This is a genomic window from Coprococcus comes ATCC 27758 (genome assembly GCF_025149785.1).
Lineage (GTDB): Bacteria > Bacillota > Clostridia > Lachnospirales > Lachnospiraceae > Allocoprococcus > Allocoprococcus comes.
Genome location: NZ_CP102277.1, coordinates 2,891,941 through 2,908,835, shown reverse-complemented (window position 1 = coordinate 2,908,835; position 16,895 = coordinate 2,891,941). Strand labels below are relative to the sequence as shown.

Annotated in this window: 12 protein-coding genes; 8 read left to right on the top strand and 4 right to left on the bottom strand. The window is 41.8% G+C overall.

Features of this window, described 5'->3' with window-relative positions; genetic code table 11:
• Positions 1–119: 119 nt before the first annotated feature.
• Positions 120–1,604 (top strand): AAA family ATPase, encoded by a 1,485-nt coding sequence (locus NQ556_RS14315; RefSeq protein WP_022220039.1) that lies wholly within the window; start codon positions 120–122, stop codon positions 1,602–1,604.
• A 260-nt stretch (positions 1,605–1,864) separates the two neighbouring features.
• Here the strand turns inward: NQ556_RS14315 and NQ556_RS14310 are convergent, their stop codons facing one another.
• The 3 genes from NQ556_RS14310 to NQ556_RS14300 all read right to left on the bottom strand — a co-directional run bounded on the left by NQ556_RS14310 (position 1,865) and on the right by NQ556_RS14300 (position 5,468).
• Positions 1,865–3,463: an aminotransferase class I/II-fold pyridoxal phosphate-dependent enzyme gene (locus tag NQ556_RS14310; protein ID WP_081445271.1), complete on the bottom strand. Its 1,599-nt coding sequence runs from the start codon at positions 3,461–3,463 to the stop codon at positions 1,865–1,867.
• Between the two features lie 209 nt (positions 3,464–3,672).
• Positions 3,673–5,004 (bottom strand): MATE family efflux transporter, encoded by a 1,332-nt coding sequence (locus NQ556_RS14305; RefSeq protein ID WP_008373365.1) that lies wholly within the window; start codon positions 5,002–5,004, stop codon positions 3,673–3,675.
• Positions 5,005–5,006: 2 nt separating this feature from the next.
• Positions 5,007–5,468, bottom strand: a complete 462-nt coding sequence (locus NQ556_RS14300; protein ID WP_008373367.1) for a MarR family winged helix-turn-helix transcriptional regulator — start codon at positions 5,466–5,468, stop codon at positions 5,007–5,009.
• A 497-nt stretch (positions 5,469–5,965) separates the two neighbouring features.
• Between NQ556_RS14300 and NQ556_RS14295 the strand changes: the two genes are divergently transcribed.
• From NQ556_RS14295 to NQ556_RS14270, 6 genes are all read left to right on the top strand, one after another.
• Entirely contained in the window at positions 5,966–7,126 is a 1,161-nt protein-coding gene (locus tag NQ556_RS14295) for a sugar ABC transporter substrate-binding protein (RefSeq protein WP_008373370.1), read from the top strand.
• A 102-nt stretch (positions 7,127–7,228) separates the two neighbouring features.
• Positions 7,229–8,179 carry an ABC transporter permease gene (locus NQ556_RS14290; protein WP_022220034.1) on the top strand — a complete coding sequence of 317 codons (951 nt, stop codon included), beginning with the start codon at positions 7,229–7,231 and terminating at the stop codon, positions 8,177–8,179.
• A gap of 19 nt (positions 8,180–8,198) precedes the next feature.
• Positions 8,199–9,698 (top strand): sugar ABC transporter ATP-binding protein, encoded by a 1,500-nt coding sequence (locus NQ556_RS14285; RefSeq protein ID WP_008373376.1) that lies wholly within the window; start codon positions 8,199–8,201, stop codon positions 9,696–9,698.
• Positions 9,699–9,708: 10 nt separating this feature from the next.
• Complete coding sequence (locus tag NQ556_RS14280) at positions 9,709–10,680, top strand: ABC transporter permease (RefSeq protein ID WP_008373378.1); 972 nt, start codon at positions 9,709–9,711, stop codon at positions 10,678–10,680.
• A 140-nt stretch (positions 10,681–10,820) separates the two neighbouring features.
• Complete coding sequence (locus NQ556_RS14275) at positions 10,821–11,924, top strand: GntR family transcriptional regulator (RefSeq protein ID WP_044999144.1); 1,104 nt, start codon at positions 10,821–10,823, stop codon at positions 11,922–11,924.
• A 154-nt stretch (positions 11,925–12,078) separates the two neighbouring features.
• A complete protein-coding gene (locus tag NQ556_RS14270) occupies positions 12,079–13,299 on the top strand; it encodes a dicarboxylate/amino acid:cation symporter (protein WP_044999113.1) in 1,221 nt (406 codons plus the stop codon).
• A 64-nt stretch (positions 13,300–13,363) separates the two neighbouring features.
• On the opposite strand, the gene NQ556_RS14265 is transcribed toward NQ556_RS14270, so the two are convergent.
• On the bottom strand, positions 13,364–14,464 hold the full coding sequence (locus tag NQ556_RS14265; RefSeq protein ID WP_008373383.1) for an endonuclease/exonuclease/phosphatase family protein: 1,101 nt from the start codon (positions 14,462–14,464) through the stop codon (positions 13,364–13,366).
• A gap of 258 nt (positions 14,465–14,722) precedes the next feature.
• Between NQ556_RS14265 and NQ556_RS14260 the strand changes: the two genes are divergently transcribed.
• A complete protein-coding gene (locus NQ556_RS14260) occupies positions 14,723–16,846 on the top strand; it encodes a CocE/NonD family hydrolase (protein ID WP_044999114.1) in 2,124 nt (707 codons plus the stop codon).
• The last annotated feature ends 49 nt before the right edge of the window (positions 16,847–16,895 follow it).

Sequence of the window (16,895 nt, the reverse complement as noted above, 5' to 3'; positions counted from 1 at the left end):
ATGGTTTTGACTTTCAGATATGCAACAAGTGTGTTAAGATAGGTACAGACTATTCATAAAATGTGCAAGAATATACAATTTGAAAAGAGCGAATATAAAAGGAAAAAGGAGTAAAAATCATGCCAGTTTTTGATTTTAAACACACACCAGATGAAAAAAAGGCCCAGGAATGTACTTATACAACATTCCGCTCGAATGAGACAGAAGCGACAGCGGAGAAACCGATGCTGGTTCTGGATAACAGCAACCGGAAATGGAAGCATCATTCCTGTGGTATTTTCACCAACCCGATTAAAAAGACATCCTTTGAATTTGACGAGGAAGATGGAACTGTAAGTGCGGACATTCTCCAGATCGATGCGAGATTTGTAAGCCTGATCAAATGGCTGGGCGAGAATCACATCAATGTCCGTCTTTCCGGTGAAAACCGTGCAGACGGCTATGCAGTATACAAGATCCGGGAGATCGCATTCGGTGGGGCAACCAAGCTTTCAGCTGAAGATGGTTTCCTGCAGTTCATGATCGAGCGTCTTTTCGCAAGCAGTGCGCCGACAGAAGAAGCAGTGGATGAGGAAATGGAAGAGGACGGCGACAGCATGAAGCTGACAAGTCTGCAGAGTATCACCGATTTTATGAACTGTGCAGGAAGAACCCTTCCGGACAATATCCGTCTATGGGCAAGAAGAAACCTTGCTGTTGCAAGATCACACGAAGTGTCACCGGAAGAAAGAAGACATGCGCAGAGAGCTCTTTCAATCATGATGAATATTCAGTGGAAGAGCAATTATTTTGAATCCATTGATCCGGATGAGGCAAGAAGAATCCTGGATGAAGAGCTTTACGGAATGGAACGTGTCAAACAGAGAATCATAGAGACGATTATCCAGATCAACAGAACGCACACTCTTCCGGCGTATGGAATCCTTCTGATAGGACCGGCCGGAACCGGTAAATCGCAGATCGCTTATGCAATTGCACGTATCCTGAAGCTTCCGTGGACAACTCTGGATATGAGTTCCATTAACGATCCGGAACAGCTTACAGGAAGTTCCCGTGTATACGCCAATGCGAAACCGGGAATTATTATGGAAGCATTTGCGGCAGCAGGAGAATCCAACCTGGTATTCATCATCAATGAGCTGGACAAAGCAGCATCCGGAAAAGGAAATGGGAATCCGGCGGATGTACTTTTGACACTCCTTGATAACCTTGGATTTACGGATAACTATATTGAGTGTAATGTTCCGACAGTTGGCGTATATCCGATTGCAACTGCCAATGAAAAAGATCAGATCAGTGCACCGATCATGTCCCGTTTTGCAGTTATCGATATCCCGGATTATACACCGGAAGAGAAGAAGATCATCTTCTCCAGATTTGCACTTCCGAAGATCCTGAAGAGAATGAGCCTTCGTCAGGACGAGTGTACGGTGACAGATGAAGGTCTTGATGTGATAATTGAACTTTATTCCAATACATCAGGAATCCGTGATCTGGAGCAGGCAGCCGAACATATTGCGGCAAATGCACTGTACCAGATCGAGGTAAATCATGTAAAAGAAGTTGTGTTTGACGGAGAAGCAGTGAGAGCATTGCTTTCATAAGAAAATTAAAATATGAAAATGTAAATGAGATGATACCAGGGTCAAAAGATTCTATTTCTGTTAATATTTATAGATGCAGTAAAATTGCAGAAGGAGCCGGAAAAGAAAAATAGGGTACGGGTGACTTTGCACTATGGAGATGAGATCCAGTCAATTGTGGAAGCCATTGCTGACACAATTGACGGTTTCGGGAGCTCATCGGAATGCCCAGTGCAACGGAACCCGTACCCTATTTTTCTTTTCCGGCGGTGCTTATCATTCTACCCCTGTCTATAATAACTCAGGAAATCAGAAATTTTTCCCACAGCTTCTTTCAGAACTTCAATTCGTGGCAGATATACTACCCGGAAATGATCCGGCTGTTTCCAGTTAAATCCACTTCCCTGTACGATCAGGATCTTCTTATCCTGCAGCAGATCCAGTGCAAATTTTTCATCATTTACAATGTTGAACTTCTTTACATCGATCTTCGGGAACATATAAAATGCAGCCTGCGGTTTGACGGCAGTGATTCCCGGAATGTCAGTCAGTGCCTTGTAAATATATTCGCGCTGTTCGTAAATACGTCCGCCCGGAACGAGGTAGTCGTTGACGCTCTGATTGCCCCAGAGAGCGGTCTGAACGACAGACTGTGCCGGAACATTGGAGCAGAGACGCATATTGGAAAGCATCTTGATTCCTTCGATATAATCTTTTGCGATTGCTTTATTTCCGCTGAGAACCATCCAGCCAATACGGAATCCGGCGATCATATGGGATTTGGAAAGACCGCTGAAGGTGACGCAGAACAGATCCGGTGCCAGTGAAGCAATGGAAATATGTTCTTTTCCGTCCATAACAAGGCGGTCATAAATTTCATCTGAGAAAATGATCAGGTGATGTTCCCTTGCGAGATCAACAATCTTCTGCAGCACCTCTTTCGGATAAAGTGCTCCGGTCGGGTTGTTCGGATTGATGATTACAAGAGCTTTGGTACGGTCTGTGATCTTACGGCGCATATCTTCGATGTCCGGATACCAGTCAGACTGTTCATCGCAGATATAGTGAACAGCCTTTCCGCCGGCAAGTGTGGCACAGGCGGTCCACAGAGGATAGTCTGGTGACGGAATCAGGATTTCATCTCCGTTGTCAAGAAGAGCTGACATGCACAGGTTGATCAGTTCGCTGACACCATTTCCGGTATAAATGTCACTGATCGTGACATTTGGCAGCTTTTTGATCTGGGAATACTGCATGATTGCTTTACGTGCAGAGAAAAGTCCCTGGGATGGAGAATATCCTTCGCAGTCAGAAAGCTGCTGACTCATATCATAGATAACTTCATCCGGTGTACGGAAGCCGAACGGAGCCGGATTACCGATATTGAGCTTCAGTACGTGAGTACCGCGTTCTTCCATACGGGCAGCTTCTTCAACAACCGGTCCACGGACATCGTATAATACATTATCGAGTTTTGATGATTTTTTGAATATATGCATGGCAGAACTTCCTGCATTATCGTTATCATTTTTGTCGGTTATTGCCTTTTTCATCGGTGTAGTTCCCCTTTTTGAAGAGTTTGAAGTTCCGACAGAACCAGAAGTCTTAGTGGTAGACGGAGCTTTTGGGGCAACGGAGTTGTTTTCCCGAGCAGTAAAGTTTTCCTGACTGTCACCGAGCAGCCAATCGGCATCTACGTGAAGTGTATCTGCCAGAAAATGGAGGATATCATTTCTCGGAACAGTTTTTCCGCTCACGTACTGGCTTACATGGCTTTTACCTAATTTTACATTATTTTCTGCGGCGATATGAACCAGATCAATCTGTTTCAGGTTCTGTGCATACATCGCCTCTTTAAGTCTATCTGAGAAAGTTGTCATTTGAAAATCTCCTTTCAAACTAAAAAAGTTCAATTTAAAAATAAAACAGTGAAGTTCAAAACTTAAATTGATTATAGCACTTCGAATGATTTGGTTCAATAACAAATATTTTTTTTGGTTCAAAAAGTTTGATTCTAGCAACGGCACCCTGAAAAAAGGCGGTATCCCGCCAAAATTCAGATGCTCTGGTAACTTAGTTGCCGAGTAGTTCATAAATAATGATAAATATTACGTTTCAGGACGATAAAAGTTCCGGTAACGCATAAAGTTAAAAGTTCAGCAATTGCAACCGAGCACCAGACTCCGTTGATCCCGAGAAGCAGTGGAAGTAGCAGAACCACTGCCATCTGGAAAACCAGTGTTCTGAGAAACGAGATCAGCGCAGAGAGCAGACCGTTGTTCAATGCGGTAAAAAATGCAGAACCATAAATATTGAACCCGTTGATCAGGAACGCAAAGCTGTACAGACGGAAGCCACTGCGTGTCAGTTCAAAAAGCGCCTGGTCATAACCGACAAACAATGTGGCGAGTGGTGTTGCGATGAGCTGCGCGATGATAAATAAGGAAACAGCCCAGGTTCCAATCAGCCGGATACTCTTGTGGAAAAGATTCTTTAGTTCATCCTGATTGTTGGCACCGTAGTGATAGCTGACGATCGGGGCACTTCCAATCGCATAACCAAAGAAGATCGAAACAAAGATAAAATTGACATACATGATCGTTCCGTAAGCTGCAACGCCGTCTTCACCGGCAAATTTCATGAGCTGCATATTATAAAGAGCATTTACAACAGAGCTGGAAAGATTGGTCATAAGCTCGGACGAGCCATTGGTACAGGTCTTTAATAAGATTCTGCCATGAAAATGTGTTTTTCCAAGCTTTAATAAGCTGGAATTTTTCCGTCCAAAGTAGAATAACGGGAAAAGCCCTCCGATAAACTCTCCGCATACAGTTGCAAAGCCTGCACCTGGAAGTCCGAGGTGGAATACAGCTACAAATAAAAAGTCGAGAACCATATTGGTCACACCGGCGATCACGATCACGCGAAGTCCCAGATGTGGCTTTTCGGCAGTTACAAAAAAGCTCTGAAATACATTCTGCAGCATAAAAGCAGGCAGCGAAATGCAAAGAATGCGTCCATATAAAATGCAGTTGTCAAGAAGAGTACCGCTTGCACCGAATAAAATGGCAACCGGTTTTACAAGGAACATACTCAGGATTGCGATAATGATTCCTCCGATAGCAGTGATATAGACGAGCATGGAAAAATACTCATTGGCATTTTCGATCTTTCCTTCACCAAGCGTCTTTGCAACAATGGCACTACCGCCGGTTCCGATCATGAAGCCGAGAGCGCTGATGCCCATCAGGAAAGGCATGATCAGATTAACCGCTGCAAAAGCGCTTTTTCCAACAAAGTTGGAGACAAAAAGTCCGTCAACCACACTGTAAATGGATGTGAAGATCATCATTATAATAGAAGGAAACACAAATTGTAGAAGTTTTTTATAAGTAAAGTGTTCGGATAATTGAATTTTCATAGTTATAGATCCTCCTCAAGGTTAGAAAGCCTAGAACGTAAGGTCTGATTATATTTGGCATTCAGGCGCAGAAGCTGTTCACATTCTTCGGGACTGAAAGAAGCTAAAGTATCATTTTCAATCTGGATGAGAGGAAGCAGTTTTTCCTGAATAAGCTTCTTGCCGGAAGCTGTAAGATGGATATGCATACTTCGTCCTTTTCCGGGTGAGAGGGTAAGATAACCGTCGGTCTGCAGTTTTCGTATAGATGAATTAACCGTCTGCTTTGGCATGCAGGAAGCTTTGCAGATATCACGCTGCAGGCAGTTATCGCCCATTTCAAAAATTGTATAGAAAATCTCAAAAGCGCTGTCTGACAGATGCAGTCTGCGGGCAGCTTCGTGGTAAATTTCATTTGCTTCTTTATATATGTGATTGTATTCTTTTAAATATTTGCTGATAAGTACAGTAGAATCCGTGCTCATGGTTCACCTCATTTAAATAATTATGTAGATTTCGAAATCAGATGATAGTAAGTCTGAAATCGTACTCGATATATTGTAGTCTGAATTCGGACTTATGTCAAGTGGATAATAAAAAGAAATAAGCTGTGCATAATGCATAAAATCTATAAATTTTTAAGGAAGGATTAAGGCTGTGTATGTATAATATCAAAAAAGAAAAAAAGGTATGTAATCATGTGATTTGTATACATTTACAATACAAGTATAGAGAAAATGAAAGTTGTATTGTCAGTTCATGAAAATTTTACACATAACGCACAAAAATCTAGTTTTCACTGAAAAAAAACGATCACTATAAGGACATAATGCACAAAATGAATAAAAACATTACATTTTTGGTGGATAAAATACACGTTTAAAATACAACTTTGAACAAAAACTTTCTTGTATTTTCTTGAAAAGCACAGACTCAAATAATATAATCAAATCATCAAGAAAACGGAGATGGAGGAGAAGATATGAAAAAAGTTTTCAAAAAAGTAACAGCAGCTACAATGGCAGCTACAATGGTAGTCGGACTTGCAGCATGTGGTGGTAGTGGAAGTGGATCTTCTGACAAGAGTGCTTCAAAATCAGGCAAGATCAAAATTGGTGTTTCTATTTGGTCTTCAACAGACGTACTTGGATCACAGTGTAAGAAGATCCTTGATGAAGCAGCAAAAGCTCTTGATGTCGAAGTACAGTATGTTGACCAGGGACATGTTTCTGAAAAAGTTACAGCATCTGTAGAACAGCTTGCAGCAGCAGGATGCCAGGGAATCATCATCTGTAACTCATCTGATACAGAAATGACATCTGCTATCAAGACATGTAATGACAACAAAGTTTATCTTGCACAGTTCTTCCGTGTGATCAGTGAAGAGAACAGCGCAGATATTTATCAGGTAGCTAAAGATTCTGATTACTACATCGGAGCTGTACATGAAGATGAACCGGCAAACGGTGAAGAACTTGTAAACATCCTTCTTGAAAAAGGAGATCGTAACATCGGTCTTATTGGCTGGGAGCAGGGAGATGCTACATGGCTTGGAAGATGGGAAGGTTACAAAGCAGGCGTTGAAAAATGGAATAAAGAAAACCCGAACGATAAGGCAACTCTTTCTGAACCACAGTATGCAGGTACAACTTCAGAAGGTGGATCAAAAGCAGCAGAAGCTTTAATGGCAGCAGATCCAGATCTTGATGCACTGATCCCAGCTGGTGGTGGTGGAGATCCACTTCAGGGAGCAATCGCAGCAGTTGAACGTGCAGGCAAGACAAGTGATATTGATATCGTTTCTACAGACTTCCTCCCAGACCTTGGAGAAAGACTTGAAAATGGATCTATGGCTGGTGAATCTGGCGGACATTACTGTGACCCGCTGATTTCCTTCATGATGGTTTACAATGCAATCAAAGGAAACTACAAAGACTTCGGTGGCAAATTCGAAGATGTTCCATTCCCATATCTGTATGTATCATCACCAGATGACTACAAAGCATATGAGAAATATTTCGTAGACCAGCTTCCATACACAGATGAAGAACTGGTTGATATGTCTAAACTCAGCATGGAAGACTTAAAGGCAACAGCTGCTAAGTTATCTATTGAAGATGCAGCATCACGTGCAGGTAACTAGGATAGACAAATAGTAACGACTATTAACTCAGAAAGGGTGACGTCGCAAAGGCGATGCCACCTTTTCTAAATCAGAAATGACAATTATGAAGAGGTAGATAATATGGGCACTAGTAAAAAACTTTCAGGGAAAGTGATGGGATATCTGATCTTAATCGGTCTGGTCGTACTTTCCTGGCTGATCTTTAAAATCTTGACACCACATAACTTCGGTTCCTTTTCCAATATGCTCAATTACTTTCAGGCGAGCCTGATTGCTACCGTAGGTGCAGTTGGTTTTTATTTTGTAATGGTAATGGGAATGTTCGATTTCTCAATTGGTGCAAACATCATGCTTTCCGCAATTGTTGGATGTGTATTTGCAACCAGATTCAACATGGGCTATTTGGGACTTATTATTGGATGCGTTCTTACAGGCGCAATCGTTGGAATACTGAACGGTATCTTCTATGTAAAGCTTCGTATTCCATCAATGATCGTAACAACCGGTCTGGCTCTTATTTATGAGTCAATCGCAAACTATATTGCAGGCGGTGTTGAGCAGACGCTTCCGGCAAATATTCGTGCATTTGGTCAGATGCCATGGGATATTATTCTTGCATTAGTGGCTTGTGTAGTAGCTTACATATTCTTAAACTATACTAAAATCGGAACTTATACCTATGCAATCGGAAGTGATGAATTCGTTGCAAAGAATATGGGTATTAACGTAAATAAATATAAAGTACTTGCATTTATCTTAAGTGGTGCGTTCCTTGGGGTTATGGCAATCCTGACAATCAGCTATGGTTCATCTATGGTAGCTGTTACCGGAATGGCATCTATGAGCCGAAACTTCGTTCCGACCATGGGATGTTTCTTCGGCCTTGCATTTAAGAAATACGGAATGCCGCTTCCGGCAATCATCATCGGTGAGTTCGTAATCAACATCATTTTCTTCGGTTTCATTGCTCTCGGAGCACCGACTGCAATTCAGGATGTTATCACAGGACTTGCACTGCTTATTATCATTACTGTGACAACAAAGGCTACTAAGGGCGAAATCGTCAAGTAATGAAGGGAGGAAGACAGCAATGAGTGAAGTAAGATTACAGGTAAAAAATCTTTGTAAAAACTTCGGTATTACAAAAGCAGTTCAGAATGTATCCTTCAATGTAAATAAAGGAGAGGTTCATGCACTGATCGGAGAAAATGGTTCTGGTAAATCAACTCTGACCAACATGCTGACCGGTATCTACAGCATTGGAAGCGGACAGTTCATTCTGGACGGAAAAGAAATCCATCCGAAGAATCAGGTAGAAGCAAATAATGAAGGTGTATCTATCATCGTACAGGAACTTGGAACTCTGTCAGGGCTTACAGTTGCAGAGAATATTTTCCTTGGACATGAGGATCAGTTCGTACATTTTGGAATTAAAAATACAAATGCTATGAACAAGAAAGCAACAGAGCTTTTAAAGAAATATGGTTTTGACAGAATCAAAGCAGCTGATATGATCGATCATTACAATTTTGAAGACCGTAAGCTGGTTGAGATTGTAAAGGCTACATACTTTGATCCGAAGATTGTTGTTATTGATGAGACAACAACTGCTCTTTCACAGGAAGGACGTGAAGAGCTTTACAAACATATGGAAAGAATCAAAAAGAGTGGAAATACAGTTATTTTCATTTCTCATGACCTTCCGGAAATTCTTGACAAGTCTGATACAATCACAATTCTTCGAGATGGTGTTTACATCGATACCGTTAAGAGTAAAGATGTAACAGAAGATGATCTGAAGAAGCTGATGGTAGGACGTGAAGTAACAGGTGATTATTATCGTGCAGATTATGGTGAAAAAGTATCTGACGAAGTTGTATTATCAGTAAAGAATGTTACTGTTCCTGGATTGATCGAAGATGTAACATTTGATCTTCATAAAGGTGAAATCCTTGGATTCGGTGGACTTTCAGAATCTGGTATGCATGAAATCGGAAAAGCTATTTTCGGTGCATCTTATGACCGTACAGGTAGCGTAACACTGGCAGATGGAACACAGATTAATGATATTCCGACTGCGATCAAACACAGCATTGCGTACACATCAAAAGACCGTGATAATGAATCTGTTGTTCTGAATCAGAGTATCGGAGACAATATCTGCCTCCCATCACTGGATGAACTGGCAGGAAAGTCACATCTTTTAAGTGATAAGAAGCGTAAAGAATTTGCAGACAAATATGCAAAACAGATGTCTGTAAAGATGGTAGATGTAAACCAGTTTGTATCAAATCTTTCAGGTGGTAACAAACAGAAAGTCGTTCTTGCAAGATGGATCGGAAAAGATTCTGACATTGTTGTACTGGACAGCCCGACACGTGGTATTGATATCAAAGTTAAACAGGATATTTACCAGTTAATGAATCAGATGAGAAAGAATGGAAAATCCATTATCATGATTTCGGAAGAGCTGATGGAGCTGATCGGTATGTGCGACCGTATCGTAATTATGAAAGATGGAAAAATCAGTGGTCAGCTGGATAGAGATAAGAACCTTGATGAAAACGGTCTTATTTCTATGATGGTATAAGGAGGCAGCTATGGGAAGTCAAGTAAGTGCAAAAACAAATGATAAAGAGCAGCAGCTGAAAAAGGCATCTAAAATGGCCTTAATTCGTTCGCTCCTGCCAATCGTAGGATTGGTTGTTATTTTCCTGTTATTCAATGTCCTGACAGATTTCCGTATGATGGGAAATATGTCACTGGTACTTTCACAGGTATATGTAACTATGATTGCAGCTATGGGTGTTTTCTTCATTATGACAATGGGAGGTCTGGATTTCTCTCAGGGATCTATCCTCGGTATTTCATCCATCGTTGTATGTATTCTTTCACAGAAAAGCATTCCACTCGCAATTATCGGTGGCATTGCATCTGGTGCGGCAATTGGAGCTCTGAATGGTTACTTCTATGTATTCCGTAAGATTAAATCCTTCATTGTTACAATTTGTACCATGTTCTTATTCCGTGGATTTATCAAATACTTTACAACAAATGCACCTGTTGCGGGTTCTGCAAAACTGATCAACTATGACAGTACAGGACTTAAGATTGCATGTACGGTAGTTATTTTGATTATTGGATTCATTGCATTCCGTTATACAAAGTTCGGAACTTATCTGAAAGCAATCGGAGCCGGTGAAAAAGCAGCAATGTTCTCTGGTATCCGTACAGATAAGATGAAATTCCTCATCTATGTACTTGCAGGTGCAATTACAGGATTTGCAGCATTTATCAATGTAATCAAAGTCGGATCGGTTACATCTTCAGGTGGTAACCAGCTGGAAACACAGATTCTGATCGCGCTGGTATTAGGTGGTATGCCGATTTCCGGTGGCGCAAAGGTTCGTTTTGAAAATATTGTTGTTGGATCTTTACTGTACATCGTACTGAACAGTGGACTGACAATGATGGGATTCACAACACAGATGATGCAGCTCATTCAGGGTGTTGTATTCCTGATCTTCGTGGCAGTATTCGCAGACAGAGAATCTATCCAGGTAATCAAATAATAATTTACATAGTGGGGAACTGACAGTTCTCGTTTACGAGAAGAATTTTCCGGATGTATACAGATCGAAAGTCAGGATTTGCAGTCCAAATAAGATTGCGGATCCTGATTTTTGGTCTATGTGGCAGAAATGGAGAGTTTATGCATAAGACAGAACAGGAAGGACTTAAATACCAAAAATTATATAATTGGGCACACACACTGATCACCAGTGGTGTGATTAAAAATATGGATAAATTTCCGTCAGAGGCAAGCCTTCAGAAGAAGTTTGGATATTCCAGGCAGACGGTAAGGACTGCATTGCGGCAACTGGAGGAAGAAGGTCTGATTACCCGTGTGAGGGGAAGCGGAACCTATGTTTCTTATGACAGCAGTGGAGTAAATGGAGAAAGACCACAAATAGGTCTTCTTTTGAGCTATTATTCTGATTATCTGTTTCCGCGGGTATACGACGGGATTGAAGCTTCGCTGACAGAAAAAGGATATGGAATTGAGGTTGCGGTAACGAAGAACCGCCTGAATGATGAGGCGATTTATCTGGAAGGTCTGCTCAAAGGAAACGTCAGTGGTCTGATCATTGAAGGATCGAGATCGGCATTTCCAAATCCAAACATTCGTCTTTATAAAGAAATCAAAAGAAGAAATATTCCGACACTGTTTATCCACAATCATTATGAAAATATGCCATTTGACAGTGTAGAAATGTCGGATTCCAGATCAGCTTACGAGTTGACCAGGATTCTGATCGAGAACGGGCACCGAAGGATTGGCGGAATCTTCAAGTATGATGACAGGCAGGGGATTGAGCGGTACAAAGGATTTGTTCAGTGCCTGTCAGATTACGGCGTGAAATTTGATGATGACTGTATTCGTTGGTATTCGACGAAGGATATGGAGGAGAAACTGAGCAAAAAGGGACTGCTTAGGATGTACAGACGGACGAAGGATTGTACGGCGATGATGGTCTACAATGATGAGGTGGCGGATTATTACATGGAGTTCCTGGAAGAGAGAGGACTGCATGTGCCGGAGGACATTTCACTGGTATCTTTTGATGATGCAGAGCTTCAGGATTCGAGTACCAGTATCCAGCTGGTGACAGCGGTGCATCCAAAGTATCAGCTTGGACGTATCACAGCAAAACATCTTCTGCGGATGATGGAGGATCCGGAATGGCAGCAGAAAAATTATTCGTACCGGTTTCCTGTAAAGATTAGAGATGGAAATTCAGTGCGGAAAATATAGAAAGAGTGAAAAGCAGGTGACGAAATCCGGATTTACAGTAGTAAAGTTTTAAAATTATCAATTGTTGACGTGAGAAAAAATTTATTATACACTTATCTGGTTAAAAATGTACGGATTTGAGAGATTTGTGCAAGAAAAGGTAAGGAGAGTACAGATGAAGAATTTTTATCAATGGTACCGGAAACATATCACCGGTGCGATATTTACAGGATTGATACTTGGAATCCTGACAGGACTTTTCCTGGCAGGAAGATTTGAAATTATTCTCACAACAACAAGTGTGCTGGGAAGCATTTATATGAATGCGCTGAATATGATGATCTTCCCGATGGTGTTCTGTTCGATCGTCATGGGAATTACAGGCATCGGAAGTGCAAAAACAACAGGAAAGATCACCGGTGCGGCCATGCTGTTCTTTCTTGCAACAACTGTAATTGCAAGCTTTGTAGGACTGGTGATTCCGAGACTGATCCACCTTGGAAAAGGTGTCAGCTTTGAGATGGCGACATCCGATATTCAGGCAACAAAGATGAACAGTATTCTGGATACGGTAAAAGAACTGATCCCGTCCAACCCGGTTGCTGCATTTGCAGAGGGGAATATGCTTCAGGTTCTGATGTTTGCACTGATTGTCGGATTTACTCTGATTGCGATCGGAGAAAAGGGAGAGCCATTATTAAAGGTGATTGATTCCTGTAACGAGGTGTGTCTGAAGGTAATCAGTACTGTTATGTATTTTACACCGATCGGTGTATTTTGTACCATTGTTCCGGTTGTAGAAGCAAATGGAACGAGTACGATCGTATCACTGGCAACACAGCTGATCATTCTGTATGTTGCATTTTATGGATTTGCATTTATTGTGTACGGCGGTGCAGTAAAATTTCTTGGAAAGACAAGTCCGTTCAAGTTTTTCCGCGCGATCATGCCGGCAGCACTGAATGCATTCGGAACCTGTTCAAGCTCGGCAACCATTCCGATCAGTAAGAGTTGTGTGGAGAATGAACTTGGTGTTTCCAACCAGATTTCCAGTATTGCAATTCCGCTTGGAGCAACGGTCAATATGGATGCCGTTTCAATCGTTATGTCATTCATGATCATGTTCTTTGCAAATGCATGTGGTGTCAATGTCAGTGTATCGATGATGATAATTATCCTTCTGGCAAATGTGCTTCTGTCAGTCGGTACACCGGGAATCCCGGGAGGTGCGATCGCATCCTTTGCGGCACTTGCTACGATGGCAGGACTTCCGGCAGGTGTTATGGGCGTTTATATCAGTATCAATACGCTTTGCGATATGGGAGCAACCTGTGTAAATGTTATTGGTGATATGGCAGGCTGTGTGGTATTGCAGGAGAAGATTGATCTGGAGTAGGACGAAAGAAAATAGACGAAAACATAGGCAGCTGGTCTGAAAAGATTAGCTGCCTTTTTACATATTATTCATCTAATAATTTGAATTTCATATACACCGGATCATGATCCGAGTAGCTATATCCGGTATTTACATTTTCATATTCTGTGTATTCAATATTATCGGAAGTAATAAATCCGTCCAGCGTTACCGTGTGGGTCACACCAGGTACATATTCCATATCTGCATTCCGTGCACTGTCCCAGAGAGCATCCTTTTCACTGTCAGAAAGATTGTCTAGGCAGAATGAAAAGTGTTCCGGAAGCTCTTCGCGTGGGAATGGATAAGCCCAGGACTCACAATTTTCTGCATTTTTTTCGGATGCCTTAAGGTCATGGTTGAAATCACCACCGCAAAGTACATAATTACCGGCTTCGTATTCCTTTTCCATATCTGCACTCAGCATACGGATCTGTGCTTCGCGAATCGCATCACTGTTGCCGTAAGCAGACATGTGCAGCAGGAAGATAACCAGTTCCTTCCCGTTATCTACAGGAACTTTGGAAATGCTGTAACAGCGGTCAAGGTCAAAGAACTTGCTGAAGCTTGTCGATATCGGAAAGCTTCTTCTCAGAGAATCCGTAACCGGATATTTGGAGAAAAGAGCAAGTCCGGAACGGCTGCGACCATGCGGCTGTGTGAATGGATAAAAAAGGAATGCGGAATCGTAATTCTGTGCAAATACCGTATTGTAACTTGGAATCGTATCCTTTAAAATTGAATATTCATCTACATGGTAGCTTCGTGTAGAGTTCAGATCAACTTCCTGGATCAGTGCGAAATCCGGATCTTTGGAAGCAACCAGTTCTCCGGCACCCTGAATATCAGATTCGACACTCTCCTTACTTTTTGCCCAGGAAGATTTTCCGCCGTCCATAAAGAAGCTGAAGTCCGGCGTGTAGGCTCCGAAACCAACATTGTAGGTCAGAGCGGAATATTCTTTCTCGGTTGTCAGTGTGTCAGCTGCGGCTGTTCCATCGGAAGTTTTCTCGATCTTCAAAGCCTGATTATCCGGAATGCGGTGATAGCTTGCAAAGAGATAGATCAGATATGCAATCAGCGCAACCAGAATGATAAGCAGGAAGATTCCGAGAACTTTTAATATCTTTTTTATGTTCTTTTTCATAATATCCCCTTTTTGTTTGTTAAATTTCAGATAAATCTATGTAAAATATAAGTTTACTATAGCATGTCTAAAAGATTATTTCTATAGAATTGAGAAAAGAAAACAGGTATAGTAAACTATAAAATAAAGCGAAATATCTCATTGAAGTTCTTCTTGTATCTCGTTATAATAGGAAATGGAGAAATGAAATCACAATAATATTGGGGAAATAATATGTGATTAGATCCGAGTATTTATTTAATGTTTGGGAGGTTTACCATGAACGAAAAGAATTACAGCAAAGTACCAGTATTTGAGAACGGACTTGCACAGCCGGTATTTCCACTTACAGATGGAAAGACAGGAGAAAAGTATGATCCGGCAACATCCAGTATCGTAAGATATTGTGTTTATGTGGAAACGGATTACGATGTGGACGGAGATGGAAAAAGAGATCTTGTGAAAGCTGTTGTCCAGGTACCAAGAAGTGCAGTAGAGGGGAATTATAAGGCTGCAACTTTATATGAGGCACGTCCATATGCGGCGGGAGTCCAGGAAGATGGATATCCGCATATGAAAGAAGTGGCAGAAAAAGAATATCATCCGGTTAATTTTGCAGATCTTGACAAAAAAGTAGATGCGCATGTTCCGCAGGGATGTATCAGTGCAATGGATCTTTCTTTAAAAGCAGATCCGGCAGACTGGTATTATCCGGATAAAGGAAATAATAACAGTATGGTTTTTGAAAATATCGACACCTTTGATTATTATCTTGTACGTGGATTTGCAGTTGTTTTAAGTGCGGGATTTGGTTCAAAAGGATCTGACGGATTCAATTATGTTGGTTCAGACTATGAAAGAGACGCTTTCAAAGCAATTGTAGAATGGCTGCATGGAGACCGTATCGGATATGCAGACCGCGAAGGAACGGTTGAGACAAAGGCAGACTGGTCCAACGGAAAGGTTGCCATGACAGGAAGATCTTACGCCGGAACCATGCCGTTTGCAGTGGCAACAACAGGAGTAGAAGGACTGGAGACAATCGTACCGATCGCAGGAATCGCGGACTGGTACAGCCAGCAGAACATGCAGGGCGCACAGCGGTACTGGCCGAAAGAAATGCTGAACAGCTTCCTTGCCTATTTTTGTTCCAGCCGTTACAATGATGAGACATTAACCGAGAAGCAGCGGGAGGATATGGCAGCATTCCATCATGAGATGAGCCTTCAGCAGATCAAGGGTGGATTTGACTATAATCCGGAATTCTGGGGTATGGGAAATTATCGTCTTCATGCAGATCGGATCAAATGCAGTGCACTCATCGTACAGGGACTGAATGACGAGAACGTGTCTACCAAGCAGTATGAGATGATGTACAAATCTTTCCAGAAGGCAGGAAAGAATGTAAAAGCAATCCTTCATCAGGGTGCACATATCACACCAACGATGCCGAAGCGATATGGAATCCTTGTGGATGGTAAATTCTATGATGATATTATCAATGAATGGATTTCTCATTATTTATACGGAGTTGAAAATGGTGCAGAGAACAGACCGGCAATCCTGGTGCAGATGAACTATGACCAGAGAAAATGGGAGACAGCAGATTCCTGGGAGACAGCATATAAGATGAATCTTACATGCGAAGAACAGGGAACAACTGTAATCGATACAGACTGGGAAACAGCGGGTGTCAGTGCAGAGAACTTCGATGATGTGATGGGTGTGAGATCAAGCAATATGGCACAGCGTTATGTGACGGATCCATTTAAAGAGGCAGTGACATTACAGGGAACAACCTGCGTAAGATTAAGAGCAGCGTTAAAAGATGGAGATGCAGAAGCAGATTTCAATCCGGTAAACAGTAATGATGCAGATACTCTGACGATGAAGCTTGGAATGCATGAAATGTCAGGACGTATGGATGATGTGAAGCTTACTCTTCTTCTTTGTGACGTGTGCGATGAAGAATTTGACAGCATTCAGTCTGTAGATCCGCAGAGAAATACAATTCCGGTCAATGTGGTAAAAGAAGGCGGAATTATCAGCGGAGGAGAGGTTCCGGCATGGAATGAAGCGGAGTTTGCTACTGTACATAAGAAATACCGTGTGATCACACGGGCATTTGCAGATCTGTGCAATCCGGAAGCAGGATATGAACCGGAGACAGCACAGAACAGTATCGAACTGAAAAAGGGTGAATACCATGATTACCATATTTATCTGAATGCGACAAGATATACGGTAGAGCCTGGACATAGTCTGGCACTGGTCATCACGACAGAAGATCCGATCAACTGTCTGATCCACAAGACCTATTCTGTGGAAATCGAGAATGCATCAGTGACAGCGGAAGTTCCGATGACTGAAGCGGTAGAAAATCGCGTGATGACGAGAAAATAAATTACATAAAAGGATAGTTATATAAGTATTTCATGAAGGATCACCAATT